We start from the raw sequence: 21,024 nt of genomic DNA on the forward strand, positions 1-21,024 counted from the left end.
AAGCGGCGCGTGAAAGCAGGTGCAAAACAGCACTCGCGCGCCCACGGAGACGCCCCATGAGCTACGCGTACGACGAACGGATCGACGGCCCCCTTCCCTCGCATGACAAGACCGCCCTGGTTGCCGAACTTCAGCGCCTCGTGCCCGGCATGCAGCTGCTGTACGACAGGGAAGACCTGCGTCCATTCGAATGCGACGGTCTTTCCGCGTATCGCACCACGCCGATGATGGTCGCGCTGCCCGATTCGATCGAACAGGTGCAGGCACTGCTGAAATTCGCTGCCGCGCGCAAGGTGCCCGTCGTCGCGCGCGGCGCGGGCACGGGTCTGTCGGGCGGCGCGTTGCCGCTCGAACAGGGCATCCTGCTCGTGATGGCGCGCTTCAACCGCATTCTGCACATCGACCCCGATGCATCGATTGCACGCGTGCAGCCCGGCGTGCGCAATCTCGCGATCTCGCAGGCGGCCGCGATTCACGGCCTCTACTACGCACCGGATCCGTCGTCGCAGATCGCATGTTCGATCGGCGGCAACGTCGCCGAGAACGCAGGCGGCGTGCACTGCCTGAAATACGGCCTGACCGTGCACAACATCATGAAGCTCGAAGTGATGACTATCGACGGCGAGCGCCTGACGATCGGCTCAGAAGCGCTCGACTCGCCCGGCTTCGACCTGCTCGCGCTGCTGACGGGCTCCGAAGGCATGCTCGGCATCGTCACGGAAATCACCGTGAAGCTGCTGACCAAACCGCAAAGCGCAAAGGTGCTGCTCGCCAGCTTCGACGACGTCGAAAAAGCGGGCGCGGCCGTCGCTCAAATCATCGGCGCGGGTGTGATTCCCGGCGGCCTCGAAATGATGGACAACCTCGCGATCCGCGCCGCCGAAGACTTCATTCACGCGGGCTATCCCGTCGACGCGGAAGCGATCCTGCTATGCGAACTCGACGGCGCCGAATCCGACGTGCAGGAAGACTGCGATCGCGTCGGCGCGTTGCTGCGCGAAGCAGGCGCGACCGATATCCGCATCGCGAAGGACGAAGCCGAACGCCAGCGTTTCTGGGCCGGCCGCAAGAATGCATTCCCCGCTGTGGGCCGCGTTTCGCCCGATTACTACTGCATGGACGGCACGATTCCGCGTCGCGAACTGGCGCGCGTGCTGCGCGGAATCGCAGCGCTGTCGGACGAATATGGCCTGCGGGTCGCGAACGTCTTTCACGCGGGCGACGGCAACATGCATCCGCTGATCCTCTTCGATGCGAATGCGCCCGGCGAAATGGAACGCGCCGAAACGCTCGGCGCGAAGATCCTCGAACTGTGCGTCGACGTGGGCGGCAGCATCACGGGCGAACATGGCGTCGGACGCGAGAAGATCAACCAGATGTGCGTGCAGTTCAGCAGCGAAGAACTCACGCTGTTCCATTCATTGAAAGCCGCGTTCGATCCCGACGGCCTGCTCAATCCCGGCAAGAACATTCCGACGCTGCACCGCTGCGCGGAATTCGGCGCGATGCACATTCATCACGGCAAGCTGCCGTTTCCCGAGCTGGAGCGCTTCTGATGCGACGCGAATTCGATTCAATGGACGACAGCGCGCGCCTCATCGCGCAGGTTCAGCGCGCAATCGCGCAGCACACGCCGCTGCGCATTCGCGGCAGCGACAGCAAGCGTTTTCTGGGCCGCGACGTGCAAGGCGAAGAACTCGATACGCGCTCGCATCGTGGCGTCGTCGCGTATGACCCGACCGAACTCGTGATCACGGCGCGCGCGGGAACGCCGCTCGTCGAACTGAACGCCGTGCTCGACGACGCCGGCCAGATGTTGCCGTGCGAGCCGCCGCTGTTCGACGGCGAGGGAACCGTGGGCGGCGCGGTGGCGACGGGATTGTCGGGACCGCGCCGCCCGTGGGCGGGCTCGATGCGCGACTTCGTGCTCGGCTGCCGCGTGATTACGGGCGACGGCGATCATCTGCGCTTCGGCGGTCAGGTGATGAAGAACGTCGCGGGCTACGACATGTCGCGTCTGCTGGCAGGCAGTTTCGGTTCGCTCGGCGTATTGACGGAAGTGTCGCTGAAGGTGCTGCCGAAGCCGCGCGAGCGCCGCAGTTTCGCGCTCACGCTCGGCGTGGACGACGCGATGCGCGAGCTGTCGGCATGGCGCAAGGCCGCGTTGCCCGTGAGCGGCGCCTGTTATGTCGGCGGCAAACTGCATGTGCGGCTCGAAGGCGGCAGCGGCTCGGTGAAATCGGCCGTGGACCGCGTCGGCGGCGAAGAGATCGATTGCGCGTTCTGGGATGCATTGCGCGACCATCGGCTGTCGTTCTTCGCGGACACGCGTCCGCTGTGGCGTCTGTCGCTGCCGAATGCGACGCCGTTGATGCCCTTGCCGGGCGAAGCGCTGATCGACTGGGCAGGCGCGCAGCGCTGGCTCAAGAGCGACGCACTCGCTGCCGAAATCCGCCAGCTTGCGCATGCCGCGGGCGGACATGCGACGTGCTTTACGCCGTCGCCGGAGCGCGAGCCATTCCAGCCGCTCGCCGCACCGTTGCTGCGCTATCAGCGTCAACTAAAACATCGCCTCGATCCGAATGGCGTGTTGAATCCTGGCCGGCTGTACGCCGATCTCTGAAGCGAGCGCGCTCATGCAAACGAATCTCGACTCTCACGCAAAAGCCCTTCCCGATGCCGAAGAAGCGGAAAGCATCCTGCGTTCGTGCGTGCATTGCGGCTTCTGCAATGCGACGTGCCCGACGTATCAACTGCTCGGCAACGAACTCGACGGGCCGCGCGGGCGCATCTATCTGATCAAGCAGCTTCTCGAAGGCGAGCCTGTCAGCGACAAGACGCAATTGCATCTGGACCGCTGCCTCACGTGCCGCAATTGCGAAACGACGTGTCCGTCGGGCGTCACGTATCACCGGCTACTCGATATCGGGCGCGCGGAACTCGAACGCCGCGTCGAACGGCCCGTCGGCGAGCGCTTGAGGCGCAAAGGCCTGCGCGCCGTGATTCCGCGACCCGCTGTGTTCGACGCGCTGCTCAAGACGGGACGCGCGGTGCGGCCGCTGTTGCCCGCAAGCGTGCAGGCGAAGATTCCCGCGCGCGCCGCCGTGTCCGCGAAGCAACGCCCGACACCCCGTCACGCACGCCGCGTGCTGATGCTCGAAGGCTGCGTGCAGCCGTCGCTCTCGCCGAATACGAATGCCGCGGCGGCGCGCGTGCTCGATCGGCTCGGCATCAGCGTGACGCCCGTGAGCGAAGCGGGCTGCTGCGGCGCGACTGACTATCACCTGAACGCGCAGGATGCAGGCCTCGATCGTGCGCGCCGCAATATCGATGCATGGTGGCCGGCTATCACCGCGGGCGCTGAAGCGATCGTGCAGACGGCGAGCGGCTGCGGTGCGTTCGTGAAGGAATATGGACATCTGCTGCGCAACGATCCGCTTTACGCGGCGAAGGCGGCGCGCGTGAGCGAGCTGGCGCGCGATCTCGTCGAAGTGCTGGCGGCCGAACCGCTCGACGCGCTGCAGCCCGCCGACGATGCCATCGCAATGCGCGTTGCGTTTCACTGTCCCTGCACGCTGCAACACGCGCAAAAGCTAGGCGGCGCAGTCGAAAGCGTGCTGACGCGGCTCGGCTTCGATCTGTCCGCTGTGCCCGACGCGCATCTGTGCTGCGGTTCAGCGGGCACGTATTCGATCACACAGCCCGAACTCGCACAGAAGCTGCGCGACAACAAGCTGACCGCGCTCGAAAGCGGAAAGCCGGACATCATCGCGACGGCGAACATCGGTTGCCAGATGCATCTCGATGGTGCAGGCAGAACGCGCGTGCGTCACTGGATCGAACTGGTGGAGGAAGCACTGGATGCGTCGAACGCGTCGCTGCGACCGCTGCAACCCATTGCAACGGCCGAGCCTTGACGGGCGATACGGATCGACCGGGCGCATGCAATTCCAATGGAACGCATGCACCCGGTCAGTTATACCGATTCACAGCGAGTACCGCGCGAACTCACTGCCCGCCCTCGCGAACCGTCAACGCATTTTTCACGGACGTGACGCCGGCAACGCCCTTCGCAATCGAGGTCGCCTTGTCGATCTGGGCCGGATCGTTGACACCGCCCGCCAGCGTTACGGCGCCGCCTTTGGCCAGCACGTTGATGCCCGTCGTATCGATGCCTCCCTTGGAAAGCGCCTGAGCCACTTTCTTGCTCAACGCCCGATTCGCTTTCTTGACGTCGGACTTCGACGTCCCATGCGTCGGAGCCGACGCATCGGCAGATTCGCTTCCCTGCGCCCACGCATTGACGGAAGCGACGACTACGAATGCAGCACCAAGCAGTTTCAACGTTCTGATTGCGTTCATTCGTGACTCCAGTAGAAATGACCTGACGGAAGTTTCGATCCGGCCTGGAACCCGCGAAGCCGTCGCGGCTCGGTCTCGGCGAACGAGGAGACCATTCTAGAACGTCGCATCGGATTTCTCATTCAAGGGACAGGGCGGGCGGCCGCCTGGACGGCGCATGCCTCGGCTCGGTCAGCATGGCGGGTTGCAGGATTTCGTCGAGTTGCGCCCGGCTCAGCAGTCCCTTTTCGACGACGATCTCCGCAACGCTTTTCCCCGACAGCAGCGCCTGCTGTGCGACCTGCGTCGCATTGGTATAGCCGATGTAGGGATTGAGCGCCGTCACGATGCCGATCGAGTTCTCAACCAGCGCGTGCAGTCGATCGCGGTTCGCGGTGATTCCATCGACACATCTCGACGCAAGCGTGAGACATCCTGCGCGTAAATGCGCAACGCTTTTGAAAATGCTGTGCGCAATGAGCGGCTCGAACGCATTCAACTGCAACTGACCGGCTTCGGCGGCAAAGCTGACCGTGACGTCGTTTCCGATGACTTCGAACGCGATCTGGTTGACGACTTCCGGGATCACCGGGTTGACCTTGCCGGGCATGATGCTCGACCCCGCCTGAACAGGCGGAAGGTTGATCTCGCCGAAACCCGCTCGCGGACCACTCGAAAGAAGACGAAGGTCGTTACACGTCTTCGAGAGCTTGATGGCCACGCGCTTGAGCACGCCCGACAACTGGACGAACGAGCCCACGTCCTGGGTCGCCTCGACGAGATTGGGCGAAGTAACGACGGGTATGCCCGTGATACTGGCCAGATGCCGGCACGCGAGCGGCGCATAGTCCGGCGACGTATTGATACCCGTACCGATGGCCGTTGCACCGAGGTTGATTTCGCAGATCAGCTTCGATGCTTCCTTCAACCGCTCTTCGTCTTCTCCGAGCATGACGGCGAACGCACTGAACTCCTGCCCGAGTGTCATGGGAACCGCATCCTGCAGTTGGGTGCGCCCCATCTTGAGGTCGTTGCGGAATTCTTCTGCCTTGCGCTCGAAAGCGTGACGCAATACACCCATCGCATGCACCAGCTGAACGATCCCCATGTAGGTCGCAATCTTCAACGCGGTCGGATACACGTCATTCGTGCTTTGACCGAGATTGACGTCTTCGTTGGGATGCAACACAGCATAATCGCCGCGCCGGTGGCCAAGATGCTCCAGCGCGAGATTGGCGATCACTTCGTTGGCGTTCATGTTCGTCGAAGTGCCTGCACCGCCCTGAATGACATCCACCACGAACTGATCATGTGCGATGCCATTGCGAATCTCACGACACGCGTGGACGATCGCCTTCATCTTGTGCTCTTCGAGCAGACCAAGGTCGTAGTTCGCCATGGCGGCGGCTTCTTTTACGCTCGCCAGAGCGTTCACAAGATTCGGATACGTCGAGATCGGAATGCCTGTGATAGCGAAATTCACGAGTGCACGCAGCGTGTGCACGCCATAGTAGGCGGCATCGGGTACTGCGAGATCGCCTAGAAGGTCGTGCTCGATACGCTCGGTGATACTGGACATGGACAACTCCATTTAATTCGGTCGTCAGGCTGGCAAGGTCAGGCTGTTCGTGATTGCGGCGCGTGCAGAGTCCCGGGCTGCCGTCGCGTAGGCGATGCAGCGCCGGGCGAGGACGTCGGTTGGATCGACGAGTCTTGCCCGCTTGCCGTTTCTGCCGATGAATTCGGCAAGCGGAAGAAGAAGCGGCAGTTCGGTGCAGCCGAGAATGATGATTTCCACGCCTTGGGCAATCAGTCCTTCGACTGCCGCGGCGATATCTTCCTGACACCGTCCCGTAGTGAAGCCCGCCTTCACGCCGTTGTTGCCGTAGATCGCTGCCATCACGCACTTTTGTAGCGCCTCGTCGGGAGCCACCTGGCGAAGGCCTTGTGATTCGAGCGCCTTTTCATAAACACCGCTCGCGATCGTGCCCGACGTCGCAAGAACGCCGATGTCGCGATGCGCCGGCCACGACTCGCACACGTAGCGGACCGTCTCGGTCAGCATGTTGACGATCGGTATGCCGAGGTACGGCTGGATCCTTTCGACGAACGCATGAGCGGTATTGCAAGGTATCGCAATGATGTCCGCGTCGCCTTCCTCCAGCCTCTTGCACGTCGCGTATAGCGAGACGGTCGGGTCTGCTCCGTTGCCTATCAGGTTTTCGGTACGATCCGGAATCTGCGGATTCTGCTCGACGATCAGCCTGATATGGTCCTGGTCCCGAGTGGCCGGCGTGTTGCGCACTACTTTATCGAGGAAATCGATGGTCGCAGCGGGACCGACGCCGCCCACGACCCCCACCTTGAAGACACTCGACGGCGAGTCATACTGGCCGGACACGACCTGTTGTGCGTACACCAGATTGGAGTCCACCAGCGGCACACTGAGCACGCGAATTTCATCGGCAACGAGCGCGATCTCCGTCATGCCGGGCACGATGACATCGACGCCCTGCTCGATCAGATCGGCACATGCCCTGTGCAGCAGTTCGACGGGCCGGCCACGCAGATTGCCGCTCTTGATGCCTTCGCCGCCATACACGGCTTCCGTCACGAGATCGACGCCATCGCGCAGGCGCGGGTAGACGACCTCGAACTCGGGCGATATGAAATAACGCTCGAACAAACGCTTTTCTCGCGTGAAGTCCGACGCGAGAATGCCGATTCGCCTTGCCCCGTGCATCCGTTTGCGAACATGCTGGCGCACCGCGTCGACCATGTCCACGATCTGCAGACTCGTGTTCGTCTTCAGTTCATCGATGAACGTATGACTGAGGAAGCAGGGAAGCACGACTGTCGTCACGCCCTGCTTTTCGAAATCGCGGATCATCTCGAAGATATACAGCTTGCGTTCTGTCGTTGCCGCACTGCCCGCGCTGGCGCTGCGAAACGGATGCTGCTGGAAAATCAGGTCAGCGTGCTCGGCATCCGTCGATGACGGCAACGCCTTCACGAGCTTGAAAAACACGTCGGCGCTTGCCAACGGCCCGAGGCCGCCGACGATACCGTACTTGCGCCTGTGTTCGGCGATCACCGGCGTCATTTTGCTCCCGCCTCCACCTGATCGAACACCCGTGCGTCGTCGTCAGATCGTGCCCGGCGCGCGCCCTCCCATTTCGCAATGACAGCCGTCGCCACGCTATTGCCGATGACATTGGTCATGGTCCGTCCCATGTCCAGGATCTGATCGATTGCCAGCACCATCGCCACGCCGGCAGCAGGCAAATGGAACATCGGCGCCACGGCCGCGACCACTACGACGGAACCGCGCGGTACGCTGGCCATTCCCTTGCTGCTCAGCATCAGCACCAGCAGCATGAAGATCTGCTGCGAGACGGGCATGTCGACGCCGAACGCCTGCGCGATAAAGATCGCGGCAAAGGCCTGGTACATCATCGAGCCGTCGAGATTGAACGCATAGCCGAGCGGCAAGGTGAAGCCCACTACCTTCTTGTCGACGCCGAAGCGCTCCAGTTGTTCAGTGAGGCGGGGATACGCCGCTTCACTGCTTGCCGTCGAGAACGCAATCATGGCCGGCTCGCGCACGGACTTCAGAAGCGCTCCAATGCGGCGGCCCAGAAACAGATAACCCATGCCGATCAGAATCGCCCACAGAAGCGCCAGCCCAAGGTAGAACGAGCCGATCAGCTTGCCGTAGGTGTAGAGGACATCGGCGCCGCGCAACGTGACAGCCGATGCAATCGCGCCGAACACACCAAGCGGCGCAGCGCGCATCACATAGTTCGTCAAACGCAGCATGACGGGCACCATTCCGTCGATCGCGTGGATGACGATCTTCACGCGCTCGTCGCGTTTCAGTGCACTGAGTGCGAGCCCGAGAAACACGGAGAAGACGAGTATCTGCAGGATGTCGTTGCGTGCCATCGCGTCCAGCAAGCTGGTCGGAAATGCGTGCGTAATGACATCCTTGACGTTCAACGCCGATGTGTTCAGGCCGGTGTTCACCTCGCCAGTACTTTCGACCAGGTGCAATCCGGCTCCCGGCTGCAGCAGATTGGCCAGTACGAGGCCGAGACTCAGCGAGAGCAGAGATGCGCAGACGAACCAGCCTACCGAACGAAGACCGATCCGGCCCACGTCCTGGCCGCTGTCCATGCCTGCGAGTCCGGATACCAGCGTCGCAAAGACCAGCGGCGCAATGATCATCTTGATGAGCCGCAGGAAGATATCCGTGACGATCGAGAAGTACCCCGCGACAGCCTTCACCATTGCAGGGTCGGACAAGCTCGTGTGACACACGTAGCCTGCGATGACGCCGAGCACCATCCCGGCGGCAATATTCAGAGTAAGGCGATTCTTCATTTCCATCCGTCCTTGAGTGACGCATGGCGGTCGCGATGCGATCGTCATGCGCTGGAAGAGGTTCTGCACGGCGTCGGCCACGCGTCGCGCCAGAGTCAGAACGGATGGTAGAGATGATCAAAAAGACCTGAATGCCAGTGCTGCATGTGGCTATGCTGATTCCGCATAAGCCGGGAAAACCCTAGCCGGCCACAGGAGAAACGGCACGAAGGTGCTGCCAGAGTGAATCGAGAAACTCATTGCGATTGGACGCATCGCGATAGACGCGCAACTCGATTTCGAGGTTCCACATGGACGGTCCGGCGGGAACGAGATCGCCACTATCAAGCTCGGCGGCGATTGCGCTTTTGGGAAGCCACGCAATGCCCTCGCCTTCCATCACGAGTTTCTTGAGAACTTCGGCCATGTCCGATTCGTAATGAAGTCGCAATGCAGGCGTACTGGAAGCCCGGCCAAGCAGGAGTGAAAGACAACGTCCGAAATAGCTCGTGTCCGTATAAGAGATGTGCGGCAAGGGCTGTTTTGCGGTGCCCGGCAGACGGTACATCGGAGCGGAGCGTTGATTAGGCCTGCTCGCGGGCATGAGCGTGTCGATGCCTACCGTGACGTGCTCATACTTCGCAGGGTCGAGATGCAAGGGGAGTTCGGGATGGTGATACGCAAACATCAACTCGCAGTTGCCGTTGACGAGCATCAGAATCGAGTCGTGTACGTTGGTCGGCACCACCCGCGCACGCACCTCTCCAAAGTGAGCCGCAAGAGCCTTTAGCCAGGAGGGAAGAAAATTCAGCGCGATCGTATGTCCGGCCGCAATCTGCAGACTCTTGCCCGCAATCCGCTGCTCAGTGCGGATGATCGCGCGCGTATCGAAGAGCTTGTTCAGGACGTCGTCCGCCACCTCGCGGAACAGTTGACCTGCGGGCGTCAAGACCGGTGGGAAACTGCTGCGGTCGATCAGTTCGGCGCCGACCCATTGCTCTAGAGACTGGATTCGCCTGCTGAATCCCGATTGGGTCACATTCCGGAATTCCGCTGCTCGCGAGAAGCTCTGGTATTGAGCGAGGGCGATGAAATCCTCAATCCACTTGATTTCCATAACGCGCGGGTAGCCTTGTGTGGAGCGAACGTCGCTTTCGTCGACGCCAGCATTCTAACCTCGCCCGCTTGCTGCGCTTTCGTCGGCACGGTGGCGCCGTTTGCGGTCAGCAATTGCGTCAACAGGCGGGCGAACGGATGATAGGGATAAACAAAAAAGTTGATGATGCCAGTCGCGCATGGCCGTATGCGGATCACGCATAGGGTAAGAAAACCCGCGGTATCAGATACCCGGTTGCATGGCAGCGAGGCGCTCCGCTGAACTCCTCAGACCATCGAAGATCCGCTTCGCCACCTTCTGCGGGAAGCCGGCGGGAAGTGCTGCGGCGACCTGTTCGATAGCGACGGGGGTCTTCTCGATCAGGCTCTCGATCAGCGGCTCGGCATCGGTGCCATAGAAGCAGCGCGATGCCATCGCGTTGAAGTTGCGGCGCTGGATGTCCTTCATCAGGTAATGCCGGTTCTTGCCGGCCACGGCCATCGCGAGCTTCGCCTTGTGCCACGACCACTGATTGCCGCCGTCGCCTTCGACGGGCCAGATCGACATGATGTCGTACAGCGGCGTCAACGCGTAGCGCCCGCCCGCCAACAACTGGATGCTGAAGTTCTTCGCGTGGCCGTCCGGCGCGGCAAGCATCCAGAACAGAATCTGCGCACTGAGGAACGTGGCGAGATCGTCGTCGGGCCGCTCCGACTGACGCAGCACGGCGGCGATATCGATCATGCCGGGACCGCCGTCCGCCTCATACCGTTGATGCGGCGGCTTGCCGAGCACCTGGCAAAAGTCCTCCTGCGGCAGCCGCAAAATCCACTTCCGCGAAGGATGCAACCGCCGGTCGAAGCGTTCGACGGCGAGTACTTTCTGTTTGCCGAAGGACAGGATGTCGGCATGCGGCACGGGCAACCCGAACGCTCTGCAGAGCGCGAGACAAAGCCATTCGTTTTCGACTGAAGTGGTCCAATCCGCCTGCTTGTTGCCGACGAGCCCGAGCGGCAGCTTGAAGATGTGCGTGGTCGGCGTCGCGCCGTGCGGACGCATCCACTTTCCCTTGTGACGAAGCAGCGCCGTCTTTTCCTGCGCCCCTGCGAGCGAGATGCGAAAGTCGTCGTTGTCGCCGCCCGCGCCCGGACCGCTCGATGCAACCGTGCGCGCGAGCATCTGTTCGATCGCTTCGTCCGACATCGGCGTGCCGTCGATCCCGTCGAATCCTTCCGGCTGCGCGTCTTCGGCGAGCAGTTGCGCAGCGCCCACACAGTCGCGGCCGATAGCTTCGAGCAGATCGAAGGCGTCGGTGGTGGCCGTCCTGAAGCGCGTGGCGAGACGCCGCCGGATCGCTTCGCTGTCGGGCAGCAGATTGTCGAAGTAATTGCGCACGCGCTCGCCGCGCAACGGCGCATCGTCGATCCCAAATGGGAGCGACAGCGACAACGGCCGCCCCGCGTCCGACGCCATCCATTCGCGGTCGTACTGGAACTCCATGTCCCCGCGCGACGGAATGCGCCACGCGCCGACCCGCAGACCGTTGGTCCACACCGACAGCGCGCGGGCATGAGACGGGCGGCCCACGACTACCACTCCGCCTGCGAGGGCGCAGTGCTCGCGGGCCGCGTCTGCACGCTCAGTTCGAGGCCGTACATGGCCAGCAGCGCAAACAGCTGCTCCGCGGTAATCGAGTCGGGATTGAGTTCGATCGCCGAGAGGCGGCTCTGGCTCAGGCCGACGCGCGACGCGGCCTGGGCCTGCGAAAGCCCTTTGCCGCGCCGTGCGGTGCGCAGAATCTGGCCGAGCTGTGGTGGGTTGAGCAACGTGCGTTTCATCGCGTAGCGCCTCGATGGATTACCTGCCTGACAGGTAAATGCATTTTACGCGTATTACGGGTATTTGCAAGATAGTCGTGTGACAGGTAAAGAGAGGTTGACGTGATGCTCGTGCAGTGAAGCCTCGGACGCGCCTCCTGCGCCTTCTACCCACCAAACCGCATTGACAAGCGCGCATCCACCAACAAATACTCTCAGGAAACTTTGTTGACCAAGGTGAATTCACAAGCGAAGCCGATTCATTGACCACCGCCGGCGGTGCCGGCACGTCCGAGGGAGTTGCCGAGATGGAACACGCGATTCGCAAGCGCATCAATCAGATGTTCTCCCGCGACCGGCGCATGGCGCAGATTGCGCTCCTGCTGCTCTGGGTCACGATCGGCTACGTGTACTTCGCCGTCACCTCGCAGACAAACGACTTTTTCGTACGCGTCGCGCTCACCATTGGCGCGGGCGCGGTGCTCGTTTTCAACTCCGCGTCGATCCTTGCCATGATCCGTCATTACGAGGAAGACAAGGATCACATCTACGGGCTCGATATTCGTCACCTCGATGAGAATCGCGCGGCCAAAGCCGCACTCGCGACAGGCGACGGCGAAGCGCTCAGCCCGGCCGTCGACTAGGCGCCCGATTTCCTTCTCAAGCAGCCCGATGTGTTCTCCCGGCGCCGTGCAGGCACCGGGCCGCTGCCGCATTGCGCTCCACTCTTGCAAACCGGAATGCCGTCACCCGAAAGGAGGCCCACCATGGCAGCCGATTACGTTCCGCCCGTTCAGAAAGGCTTCGGCCAGCTCGTCGACAGCATCTTTCTGCTCGTGCTCGTCTATTGCAGTCTGCTCGCGCCGTTATTGCTCAAGACGCCCGACAAGCCACCTGAAGCACAAACTGCGAAGACCCAGGTGTCATGGCGCGAGCTTGGACAAACGCCCGCCATGGAAGCGCAATGGCGCAAGCTCGGCTATGACGCGCAGCAGGCGAAGCCGATCATCACGTCCCGCTTCGATTACCAGATCGAACCCGTCTCGCTGATCGTGACTGCGCTCGTGATCGCGGGCTACTTCGTCTTCGTGCTGCGCGTGTCGGACAGGCAATACCGTCAGGTGATTGCCGAAAAATTCGGGGAGACGTCATGAACTTCTGGCAATGGCTGAGCAACGCCGCATGGGGTCTTTCGATCCTTATTTTCGCGTGGATTCTGATCGATGCGTTCCGGGTTCATCGCGATTACGACGACGACTTCCTGATGAGTTCGACGGAAGGCAAAGAGTGATCCAACAGTCATCATGCCGCAAAGGAGCAGCTCATGAGTGACGCAGCAGGCGTGGCACAGCAAGGCGAGCGGATCGCGTTGCTGAAAGTGTTGGGGCCGATTCACGTGTGGGCGCTCGGCGTCGGCATCGTGCTGGTCGGGGAATTCATGGGCTGGAACTTCTCGGTCGCGAAAGGCGGCGCATATGGATCGCTGATCGCGTGCTGGATCATCGGTCTGCTCTATACGTGCGTCGCGATGATCGATTCGGAAGTGACGTCGACCGTCGCCGCAGCGGGCGGCCAGTACACACAGGCCAAGCACATCATCGGACCGCTGATGGCGTTCAACGTGGGCCTCTATCTGGTGATGGCCTACACGATGCTGGAAGCCGCCGACGCGCTGGTGGTCGGCGATCTGATCAAGGCGGTGGCCATCGACTCGGGCTACGCGAATTTCGACTCGCGTCCCTTTACGCTGGTCACGATCGCCTTTCTCGCGCTGTTGAATTATCGCGGCGTATTCGTGACGCTCACAGTCAACTTCGTGATCACGGCTGTCGCGTTCATCGCGATCGTCGTGCTGTTTCTCGGCGTCGCGCCGTGGCATCCAGGGCAGACACTCATTCATCGCGAACTGCTCACGCAACTGCCATATGGATGGCTCGGCGTGGTCGCTGCGTTGCAGTTCGGCATGTGGTACTACCTCGGCATCGAAGGCACCTGTCAGGCCGCCGAAGAGGTTCGCTCGGCGGGCCGCTCCATTCCGCTCGGCACGATGTGCGGGATGATCACGCTGCTCGTTGCGGCGGCGATGACCTGGTACGTCGCGACCGGCCTGATGCCGTGGGAATATCTCGGCCAGGCGGTGACGCCGCTGTACGACGCTGCCCGTCTGTCCGGCAGCAAGAGTTTGCAGACGCTGCTTTTCGTGGGCACGCTGTTCTCGGCGGTGGCCTCAGCGAACGGCTGCATCAACGATGCATCGCGCGCATGGTTCTCGATGTCTCGCGACCGCTATATGCCGATGTGGTTCGGCGCAGTGCATCCGCGTTACCGCACGCCTTATCGCGCGATCATCTTTCTCGTGCCGATCGCCATTTCGTTCGCGTTCACCGGGCTGCTCGATCAGGTAATCACGTTCTCGATCCTCTCGGGCCTGCTTGGCTACACGTTCATGTCGATCAACATCATCAAGTTTCGCCGCCAATGGCCGCTCGGCAGCATCAATCGCGGCTACATCCATCCGTTCCACCCCATCCCCGCGATCGTGCTGGCAGTGCTGTGCACCGCGACATACTTTGCGACGTATCTCGGCTACGGCACGTCGCTGCTGTCGATCATGGCCTTCTACATCATGGCGTCGATCTGGTTCGCGCTGCATCGATACAAATACGTGAAGCGCGGCGATCAGTTCACGATGGACTGGCCACGTCCGAAGCATTATTGACGCGAGGCGCGCCCGACATGCAATCAGCGGGAATCGTACTGGCGGCCCTCTTCGTGACCGCGCTGGTCCTGATGCACCGGCGCGATCGCCATGCCTTGAGAGCGGAGCGGGGCAAGCTGTTCGATGCGTGCCTTGCGCTGTTCGAACGCCATCGCGTCACTCAGGATTCCGTCGCGTGGCCTGTGCTTGCCGGGACGTATGGCGGATATGAAGTGCACATCGCGCCACTCGTCGACGACGTCGTGTTTCGCAAGGTGCCGTCGCTATGGTTGCTGGTCACGGTGAAACGCGCTCTGCCGATAACGGGTACCGTCGACATGCTCGCGCGCGCGCAGAACACCGAGTTCTATTCGCCCGCCGATGGTTTGCCCGTTCGCGTCGCGACGCCGCACGAATGGCCGCGCCAGATGACGATCAAGGCCGACAGGCCCGCTGCCGATCTTCCGCTTGCCGCGCTCGATCCTCACGTGCGGGCGTTCTTTGCCGACCCTCGCGCGAAGGAAATGCTCGTGACGCGCCAGGGTGTGAGGATGGTGTATCAGGCACACGGCGCGGACCGCAGCGAATATCTCGTGTTACGACGCGCCGTGTTTCGCGACGCACGCTTGCCGGCGGCGCTCGTCGGCTCGCTGCTCGATCAGGCCCTGCAGGTATGTTCCGCTGTGATGAAGGGAGGCGTTCATGGGCAAGCTTAAGGCGGCACGGCCGGTGCATCCGTACATTGTTCTGGCAGCCGCAGTCCTGCTGCCATGTGCGGGACAGGTGCTCAACCGCATGCCGACGCGAGCGCTGATCATGCTGTTTTTCATGCTCTCGCTCGGCTTCGTGACCATGCAGCTTGCGCCGCCTGGGCGGTCGTTCGTCGGAAGCCATGCAGGCGGCGTGTTCGTCTACGCGATCGCCGTGATGGATGCATACATGCTCGCCCGCTATCGATGGGAAATGTTTCGGGCCCGCGCTGCTGTTTGATGACCGTCTTCGGGTGAATCGCTCGCCCGCGTACTCACGCGAGTACACCCTTCCGCATCACCGAACCGCAACGAGGCCAGACGCCTGAGCCTCGCTCCGGGCCGCACTGCGACGACACAGACGTCACGCACAGCAAATAAAAAAGCCGTCGCCGCAATCGCGGCCTGCCCCCTTCCCCGTTTCGTCTACCTCATTAGTCGTACCCCGACTAACGGATTGAGCATTTGTCGTCGATAAGAAACGATCTCACCTGTGGAGACGACGACACGCACGAATCCGATCATCGACCTAACGGAGTGTTCTATGGCAAATTCCTGGCGCATCTCGGCGCTCGCAGACCGTCACCGTGCCCTGGGTTCCAGTCTCGAAGACTGGAACGGTATGGGCACGGCCTGGACCTATTCGACGGACCTCGCCGACCACCACGAGACCATCCGCACGAAAGCCGGACTGATGGACGTATCCGGCCTGAAGAAAGTCCACTACGTGGGCCCGCATGCCGAAAGCCTGCTCGACTGGGCGACCACGCGCGACATCGGCAAGCTGTATCCCGGCAAATCGGCTTACGCCGCGATCCTGAACGAGGAAGGCAAGTTCATCGACGACTGCATCGTGTACCGCACGGGGCCCAATGCCTTCATGGTCGTGCATGGCGCGGGCACGGGCTACGAGCGGCTCGTGCGCTCCGCGCAGGGCCGCCAGGTCGCCGTACTGTTCGACGACGATCTGCACGACCTGTCGCTGCAGGGACCGAACGCGGTGGATTTCCTCGCGGAACATGTCCCCAGCATCCGCGATCTGCCCTACTTCCATCACGTGCAAACGCGCCTGTTCGGGCGCCCCGTGATGATCTCGCGGACCGGCTATACGGGTGAACGCGGCTACGAGATCTTCTGCAAAGCCGCCGACGCGCCGCTCATCTGGGACACGATACTCGCCAAAGGCGCGGGATTCGGCATCGTGCCATGCGCGTTCCTCGCGCTGGACTGGTTGCGCGTGGAGAGCTATCTCCTGTTCTTCCCGTACGACAACTCGGAGATGTACCCGTTCGCGGACGAAAAGGCGGGCGACACGTTGTGGGAGCTGGGTCTCGACTTCACCGTGTCGCCCGGCAAGACCGAGTTCTGCGGCGCGCGTGAACATTTCCGGCTCGCCGGCAAAGAGCGCTTCAGGATCTACGGCGTCGACATTGCAGCATCCAGGGCCGCGTCCGCAGGCGACACGTTGTGGCGTGACGGAGAACAGGTCGGCGTCGTCACGTGCGGAATGTATTCAAGGCTCAGCAACCGCTCGCTCGCCATCGCCCGCATGAATGTCGCGCAAGCTCGCGACGGCGTCGCTCTGGAAGTGAGAGGCAGTGTCGATGCGCGCGCAACGGCGGCGGCATTGCCGTTCGACGACCCCGAAAAGAAGAAGCGCACCGCAATCGGCTAGCCGTACCGCCGTTCATGGGCGGTTCCATTCTTGCTGGCATGCACCGACGGTCTTACCTACCCCGAGGTATTGTGAGCCGGAGGTTGCGCATTGCACCATGATTTCATGCCTTGTTCTTCAATATCGACAGATCACGGCCGCGACGCGTTGTCGGGCACGTGATCGAGGAGACGTAAATTGAGTGCAACCGAAGAGATTCACCGTCTGGAGGGACTGGCCGATGACGGCATGCGGTCGACCCTCAAACGCTCGCTGACATGGAAGGATGCGTTCTGGGTGGCGAGCGGCTCGCCTGCGTTCGTGCTCTTCACATTGGGCGCGATTGCCGCAACGGTCGGCCAGCCCGCATGGATCATCTGGATCGCGTCCATTTCCATCGGCTTCATCCAGTGCTTCACGTATGCCGAAATCTCCGGGCTCTTTCCTCATAAATCGGGCGGCGCGTCGATTTACGGCGCCATTGCATGGGTCCGGTACTCGAAGTTTCTTGCGCCCGTGTCCGTATGGTGCAACTGGTTTGCATGGTCGCCCGTGCTGGCGCTCGGCACGGGGCTCGGCGCGAGCTACATTCTCTCCACGCTCTTTCCCGCCGACGCCGCCATCAACACGTGGTCGTTCACGTTGATGAAGCTCGACTTCATCAAGGACGGTCTGAGCCTGCGCATCAACTCGACCTTCATCCTGGGCGCGTCCCTGCTGCTGCTGACGTTCTTCGTCCAGCACCACGGCGCCGAGCGTGCCGCGAAGCTGCAGAAGTACATGGGCATCATTGCCCTGATTCCGCTGACCGTCTTCGGTCTCGAGCCGCTGCTCACCGGCACCGTCCACATGAGCAACTGGTTTCCGTTGCTGCCGCTTGCGCACGACGCCAAGGGCAACGTCGTTCCAGGCACATGGAATGCGGCCGGCTGGACGCTGATGATGGGCGGACTGTTCGTCGCGGGCTGGTCGACTTTCGGATTCGAAACCGCCGTGTGCTACACGCGCGAGTTCAAGAATCCGAAAACCGACACCTTCAAGGCGATCTTCTACTCGGGCCTGCTGTGCCTCGCGGTGTACATCCTCGTGCCGCTGTCGTTCCAGGGCGCGATGGGACTCAAGGGGCTGCTCGCCCCCGAAATCTACGACGGCACGGGTGTCGCGGCCGCGATGGCGCGAATCATCGGCGGCGGCACGGCGATCTTCTACCTGATCGTCGTGATGCTCGTCTTCACGTTGCTGCTGTCGGTGATGACATCGATGATGGGCTCGTCCAGAACGCTGTATCAGGCATCCGTCGACGGCTGGCTGCCGCGTTATCTGTCGCATGTGAACGAGCACGGCGCACCGACGCGCGCGATGTGGACCGACCTCTGCTTCAACCTGATCCTGCTGATGATGTCGGATAACGTCGCGGTGCTCGCGATGTCCAACGTCTGCTATTTCGCATTCGTGTTCCTGAACCTTCAGGCAGGCTGGATTCACCGGCTCGATCGTCCGACCTGGGCACGTCCGTTCAAATGCCCGAACTGGCTGCTCGCGCTCGGCGCATTGTGCGGCTTCATCGACCTGGTGTGCATCGGCGCGGGCGCGGACATCTGGGGACCGGGCACCTTGCGCAACGGCCTCGTGGCGATTGCGCTGATCATCCCCGTGTTCATCTATCGGCACTACGTGCAGGACAAAGGCCGCTTCCCCGACGCCATGCTGGACGACCTGGAACTGCGGCCTGATGACGGCACGACCCGGCGCCGCGCCGCCTGGCTTCCGTATCTGACGCTGGTGGCGACCGTGCTCGTGGTCTGGCTGTCCCATCACTTCGCCGTGTTTCCGGCGTGACGGATGCCCCGCAACGCCCATTCCGCTCAAGGAGCCTCGCAAGTGGACAGAACGGCATACATCGCCAGCATCAAGGCGGCCTACGAAGGCGAGCTATACGGTGAGGCATGGTTCGCCGCCATGGCTCGCGAAGCCACGGCACCCGACCGTCAGCGCAAGCTCACGACGATGGCGTGGCTCGAAGCCCAGACGGCCATGCGCATGATGCCGCTGGTGAGACGTCTCGGCATCGACGGCATCGACGAGGCGGCACAGCGTGAAAAGGGCATCCGGCTTGCGCAGCGGCATGCCGGGCAGTCGTGGCCCGTCTTCATTGCGTGGTTCATCGACGAGATCGGCCGGTTCGTCACGCTCTACGACGAACTGGAGCGCAACGGTCCCCCGGAAGACGCGGCGATCCTGGCCGAGCTTGCCCGTCACGAACGGGCGTTGCTCGACTTCGCCTGCCTCGAAGCGGAAGGCATGCCGGATCGCTCGCTGGAACCTGTGCTCGCGCTGCTCGACATGCGCAGCAGCATGAGCACGCCCTGAAACGGCTCAGGCGTCGCCCGCCGCTTCCCAACCGGATGCCGCCAGCACATGGTCGAGCACGTTCTTCGGATCGCCCTTGCCATGCCCGATCGACGCGCAACCGATGCGCGTCGGCACGCTGAACTCATGCCCTTCGATACGAACGGGCGCTTCGAGCAGACCGCGCAGGTTGTCCTGAAGCTCGTCGAGCACGGCATCCGGATTCGCCGCCGCGCGTTGCGCAAGCCCTTGCGCGTCACCGCACCACGCGAGCGCGTCGGCGCTGAAATCGACCACCATCACCACGAACACATGCGGGTCCAGCAGCGCCGCGCAATTGAGCTGCCCTTGCGTCACTTCGAGCCGCCTGCCCAGGTCGATCATCACGCGATCGGCATAGTCCTGTCCGAAGCGCGCCGCGACGTGTTCGAGTTCGCCGACGTTGATCGCGAAGATCGCGCACGGCAGCGGGGTTCGCGCCGAGATGGCCGCCGCGAACTCCATCCGGCCGATGAACATCGACGCACTCGCAAGGCCTGTCGAATGCTCGAACGTCAAGCGGCGGCGGGCGTTTTCCTCGACCATCTGCCTGCGCGCCACTTCCACGATGAAGCCTTCGAGTCCCATCAGCTCGTCGCGCGCCGAATAGACGCCGCAGCCCTGATCCCATACCCACTTGGTCTGTCCCGAGCGGTCCACGATCCGATAGGTCAGTTCATAGGGCTCGCGGGCGACCACGCGCGCCTGCACTTCGTTCCACACGAACTCACGGTCGTCGGGATGGATCAGCGAGCGGAACGCGAGGCGACTTTCGTCGATGAGTTCGAACGCCTCGTAGCCCGTCAGATCGAAGCACCCTTCGCTGACGAACTCCATCGACCAGTCGCGATTGTTCTGCCCGCGATAGATCATCGCCCGAAGGTTGGACAGCAGCGTGCGCAGACTGCGCCGGCTCGCGCGCAGCGCTTCTTCGTTGCGGCGGCGATTGGAGATGTCCGTCGCGAGACCGACGGCGCCGTCGAGAACACCCTCGTCGTCGGTCACGGCGTGCAGGCGCAATTCGACATGCGCCGTGGTGTTGTCGGCGCGGATGAGACGTGCTTCCGTGACCAGCTCGCTAAGGTGGCCGTCGAGCAGCGCCTTCACGCGCGCATTCAGCGTCTCGGCGTCTTCGGGATGAAAGAACGAAGAGAACGGCTTGAGCTCCGCATCGCTGCCGACGGCGCGCATGAGGCTGCGCCACGCGGGATTCGAAAAGATCAGACGTAACTCGCGGTCGACGCGGAACAGCGCCTGAGGCAACTGCAACACGGCATCCTTGCAGTGCTGCAGCAATTGAAGCTCGCTGCGCTGCGCATCGACACTGGTATGCGGCGCGGGAAATTGCAGCAGCGTCATGCGCGAGCCGCGCGCGCGCAACGCCGTGACAGGGTGCAGGCGAAAACTGCCGTCGCCGTAGGCAATGCGCAGCGAGCCCGAGGTGCGCTCTTCGCCGTCGCGCGACTGCGTGAGCAATGCGGTCAGATCGAGCAGCGACTGTGGATGAACGAGATTGCTGAACGGCATCCCGACGATTTCATCCGCGTAGGACTCCCAACGCGCGTGCTTGAGAAACGCGCTGTTGACGAACACGAGAGCGTCGTTGTCGAGCAGCACGGCGGGCGTGGAAAGATTGGCGGCGAATGCGCCCAGTTCCGGCGATTCGGTCGTGCGCACGATGCGCGGCGCCGTACGGCGTGCGCCGTACGCCATGCTGAGGAGAAACGCCGCAAGGCACCCTGCCAGCCCGATCGAGACATACAATAGATCATTGTTGTCAGGGCTGTATCCGAGTCTGGGAATCACCAGTGCAGCCACTGCAGCCAGCAATACCGTGGCGAACAGATAAACCGACATGACGCTCTCGCTTCAAAAAACAGGATCACTGATCGCCAACGCCGCGCGAACTCACACTAACC

General features: G+C 62.2%; 20 protein-coding genes. 12 read left to right on the top strand and 8 right to left on the bottom strand.

What is annotated here, in order from left to right:
- The first annotated feature begins 56 nt into the window (after positions 1 to 56).
- The 3 genes from glcD to glcF are packed head-to-tail and all read left to right on the top strand — an operon-like array spanning position 57 to position 3,917.
- On the top strand, positions 57 to 1,556 hold the full coding sequence (gene glcD / locus G3N95_RS04050) for a glycolate oxidase subunit GlcD (protein ID WP_205968642.1): 1,500 nt from the start codon (positions 57 to 59) through the stop codon (positions 1,554 to 1,556).
- Positions 1,556 to 2,623 (top strand): glycolate oxidase subunit GlcE, encoded by a 1,068-nt coding sequence (gene glcE / locus G3N95_RS04055; protein ID WP_205968643.1) that lies wholly within the window; start codon positions 1,556 to 1,558, stop codon positions 2,621 to 2,623. Before glcD ends, glcE begins: the two co-directional genes overlap by 1 nt.
- A gap of 13 nt (positions 2,624 to 2,636) precedes the next feature.
- On the top strand, positions 2,637 to 3,917 hold the full coding sequence (glcF, locus tag G3N95_RS04060; protein ID WP_205968644.1) for a glycolate oxidase subunit GlcF: 1,281 nt from the start codon (positions 2,637 to 2,639) through the stop codon (positions 3,915 to 3,917).
- A gap of 91 nt (positions 3,918 to 4,008) precedes the next feature.
- On the opposite strand, the gene G3N95_RS04065 is transcribed toward glcF, so the two are convergent.
- The 7 genes from G3N95_RS04065 to G3N95_RS04095 form a co-directional block, all read right to left on the bottom strand.
- Complete coding sequence (locus G3N95_RS04065; RefSeq protein WP_205968645.1) at positions 4,009 to 4,362, bottom strand: BON domain-containing protein; 354 nt, start codon at positions 4,360 to 4,362, stop codon at positions 4,009 to 4,011.
- Positions 4,363 to 4,480: 118 nt separating this feature from the next.
- Complete coding sequence (gene aspA, locus G3N95_RS04070) at positions 4,481 to 5,920, bottom strand: aspartate ammonia-lyase (RefSeq protein ID WP_205968646.1); 1,440 nt, start codon at positions 5,918 to 5,920, stop codon at positions 4,481 to 4,483.
- A 24-nt stretch (positions 5,921 to 5,944) separates the two neighbouring features.
- A complete protein-coding gene (locus G3N95_RS04075) occupies positions 5,945 to 7,444 on the bottom strand; it encodes an amino acid racemase (RefSeq protein ID WP_205968647.1) in 1,500 nt (499 codons plus the stop codon).
- Positions 7,441 to 8,724, bottom strand: a complete 1,284-nt coding sequence (locus G3N95_RS04080; protein WP_205968648.1) for a dicarboxylate/amino acid:cation symporter — start codon at positions 8,722 to 8,724, stop codon at positions 7,441 to 7,443. The genes G3N95_RS04075 and G3N95_RS04080 overlap by 4 nt, the downstream gene beginning before the upstream one ends.
- A gap of 181 nt (positions 8,725 to 8,905) precedes the next feature.
- Positions 8,906 to 9,820 (bottom strand): LysR substrate-binding domain-containing protein, encoded by a 915-nt coding sequence (locus G3N95_RS04085; protein ID WP_205968649.1) that lies wholly within the window; start codon positions 9,818 to 9,820, stop codon positions 8,906 to 8,908.
- A gap of 222 nt (positions 9,821 to 10,042) precedes the next feature.
- Positions 10,043 to 11,386, bottom strand: coding sequence for a type II toxin-antitoxin system HipA family toxin (locus G3N95_RS04090; protein ID WP_205968650.1), 1,344 nt, complete (start codon positions 11,384 to 11,386; stop codon positions 10,043 to 10,045).
- A gap of 2 nt (positions 11,387 to 11,388) precedes the next feature.
- Positions 11,389 to 11,637 (bottom strand): helix-turn-helix transcriptional regulator, encoded by a 249-nt coding sequence (locus tag G3N95_RS04095; RefSeq protein ID WP_205968651.1) that lies wholly within the window; start codon positions 11,635 to 11,637, stop codon positions 11,389 to 11,391.
- Positions 11,638 to 11,924: 287 nt separating this feature from the next.
- Here G3N95_RS04095 and G3N95_RS04100 point away from each other — a divergent pair, with 287 nt between their 5' ends.
- The 9 genes from G3N95_RS04100 to G3N95_RS04140 all read left to right on the top strand — a co-directional run bounded on the left by G3N95_RS04100 (position 11,925) and on the right by G3N95_RS04140 (position 19,087).
- Entirely contained in the window at positions 11,925 to 12,260 is a 336-nt protein-coding gene (locus G3N95_RS04100) for a hypothetical protein (RefSeq protein ID WP_205968652.1), read from the top strand.
- A 123-nt stretch (positions 12,261 to 12,383) separates the two neighbouring features.
- Positions 12,384 to 12,770, top strand: coding sequence for a hypothetical protein (locus G3N95_RS04105; RefSeq protein WP_205968653.1), 387 nt, complete (start codon positions 12,384 to 12,386; stop codon positions 12,768 to 12,770).
- A complete protein-coding gene (locus G3N95_RS04110) occupies positions 12,767 to 12,907 on the top strand; it encodes a hypothetical protein (RefSeq protein ID WP_201647661.1) in 141 nt (46 codons plus the stop codon). The genes G3N95_RS04105 and G3N95_RS04110 overlap by 4 nt, the downstream gene beginning before the upstream one ends.
- A gap of 33 nt (positions 12,908 to 12,940) precedes the next feature.
- The gene (locus tag G3N95_RS04115) at positions 12,941 to 14,335 is read left to right on the top strand and encodes an amino acid permease (RefSeq protein WP_205968654.1); all 1,395 of its coding nucleotides are present in this window, start codon (positions 12,941 to 12,943) and stop codon (positions 14,333 to 14,335) included.
- 17 nt (positions 14,336 to 14,352) lie between these two features.
- On the top strand, positions 14,353 to 15,030 hold the full coding sequence (locus G3N95_RS04120) for a hypothetical protein (RefSeq protein ID WP_205968655.1): 678 nt from the start codon (positions 14,353 to 14,355) through the stop codon (positions 15,028 to 15,030).
- Positions 15,017 to 15,304 (top strand): hypothetical protein, encoded by a 288-nt coding sequence (locus G3N95_RS04125; protein ID WP_205968656.1) that lies wholly within the window; start codon positions 15,017 to 15,019, stop codon positions 15,302 to 15,304. The genes G3N95_RS04120 and G3N95_RS04125 overlap by 14 nt, the downstream gene beginning before the upstream one ends.
- A 303-nt stretch (positions 15,305 to 15,607) precedes the next feature.
- The gene (locus G3N95_RS04130) at positions 15,608 to 16,738 is read left to right on the top strand and encodes an aminomethyltransferase family protein (RefSeq protein WP_205968657.1); all 1,131 of its coding nucleotides are present in this window, start codon (positions 15,608 to 15,610) and stop codon (positions 16,736 to 16,738) included.
- Between the two features lie 228 nt (positions 16,739 to 16,966).
- Positions 16,967 to 18,556, top strand: coding sequence for an APC family permease (locus G3N95_RS04135; protein WP_241018238.1), 1,590 nt, complete (start codon positions 16,967 to 16,969; stop codon positions 18,554 to 18,556).
- A gap of 42 nt (positions 18,557 to 18,598) precedes the next feature.
- Complete coding sequence (locus tag G3N95_RS04140) at positions 18,599 to 19,087, top strand: hypothetical protein (RefSeq protein ID WP_205968659.1); 489 nt, start codon at positions 18,599 to 18,601, stop codon at positions 19,085 to 19,087.
- 6 nt (positions 19,088 to 19,093) lie between these two features.
- Here G3N95_RS04140 and G3N95_RS04145 read toward each other — a convergent pair whose 3' ends face one another.
- Positions 19,094 to 20,962 carry a PAS domain-containing protein gene (locus tag G3N95_RS04145; protein ID WP_205968660.1) on the bottom strand — a complete coding sequence of 623 codons (1,869 nt, stop codon included), beginning with the start codon at positions 20,960 to 20,962 and terminating at the stop codon, positions 19,094 to 19,096.
- Between the last annotated feature and the right edge of the window lie 62 nt (positions 20,963 to 21,024).

The sequence above is a fragment of the Paraburkholderia sp. Tr-20389 genome, from assembly GCF_017104565.1.
Classification (GTDB): domain Bacteria; phylum Pseudomonadota; class Gammaproteobacteria; order Burkholderiales; family Burkholderiaceae; genus Paraburkholderia.

Bases quoted from the DNA above. Each gene is read 5' to 3' on its own strand.
- glcD (WP_205968642.1), top strand. From the start codon at position 57: ATGAGCTACGCGTACGACGAACGGATCGACGGCCCCCTTCCCTCGCAT.
- glcE (WP_205968643.1), top strand. From the start codon at position 1,556: ATGCGACGCGAATTCGATTCAATGGACGACAGCGCGCGCCTCATCGCG.
- glcF (WP_205968644.1), top strand. From the start codon at position 2,637: ATGCAAACGAATCTCGACTCTCACGCAAAAGCCCTTCCCGATGCCGAA.
- G3N95_RS04065 (WP_205968645.1), bottom strand. From the start codon at position 4,362: ATGAACGCAATCAGAACGTTGAAACTGCTTGGTGCTGCATTCGTAGTC.
- aspA (WP_205968646.1), bottom strand. From the start codon at position 5,920: ATGTCCAGTATCACCGAGCGTATCGAGCACGACCTTCTAGGCGATCTC.
- G3N95_RS04075 (WP_205968647.1), bottom strand. From the start codon at position 7,444: ATGACGCCGGTGATCGCCGAACACAGGCGCAAGTACGGTATCGTCGGC.
- G3N95_RS04080 (WP_205968648.1), bottom strand. From the start codon at position 8,724: ATGAAGAATCGCCTTACTCTGAATATTGCCGCCGGGATGGTGCTCGGC.
- G3N95_RS04085 (WP_205968649.1), bottom strand. From the start codon at position 9,820: ATGGAAATCAAGTGGATTGAGGATTTCATCGCCCTCGCTCAATACCAG.
- G3N95_RS04095 (WP_205968651.1), bottom strand. From the start codon at position 11,637: ATGAAACGCACGTTGCTCAACCCACCACAGCTCGGCCAGATTCTGCGC.
- G3N95_RS04100 (WP_205968652.1), top strand. From the start codon at position 11,925: ATGGAACACGCGATTCGCAAGCGCATCAATCAGATGTTCTCCCGCGAC.
- G3N95_RS04105 (WP_205968653.1), top strand. From the start codon at position 12,384: ATGGCAGCCGATTACGTTCCGCCCGTTCAGAAAGGCTTCGGCCAGCTC.
- G3N95_RS04110 (WP_201647661.1), top strand. From the start codon at position 12,767: ATGAACTTCTGGCAATGGCTGAGCAACGCCGCATGGGGTCTTTCGATC.
- G3N95_RS04115 (WP_205968654.1), top strand. From the start codon at position 12,941: ATGAGTGACGCAGCAGGCGTGGCACAGCAAGGCGAGCGGATCGCGTTG.
- G3N95_RS04120 (WP_205968655.1), top strand. From the start codon at position 14,353: ATGCAATCAGCGGGAATCGTACTGGCGGCCCTCTTCGTGACCGCGCTG.
- G3N95_RS04125 (WP_205968656.1), top strand. From the start codon at position 15,017: ATGGGCAAGCTTAAGGCGGCACGGCCGGTGCATCCGTACATTGTTCTG.
- G3N95_RS04130 (WP_205968657.1), top strand. From the start codon at position 15,608: ATGGCAAATTCCTGGCGCATCTCGGCGCTCGCAGACCGTCACCGTGCC.
- G3N95_RS04135 (WP_241018238.1), top strand. From the start codon at position 16,967: ATGCGGTCGACCCTCAAACGCTCGCTGACATGGAAGGATGCGTTCTGG.
- G3N95_RS04145 (WP_205968660.1), bottom strand. From the start codon at position 20,962: ATGTCGGTTTATCTGTTCGCCACGGTATTGCTGGCTGCAGTGGCTGCA.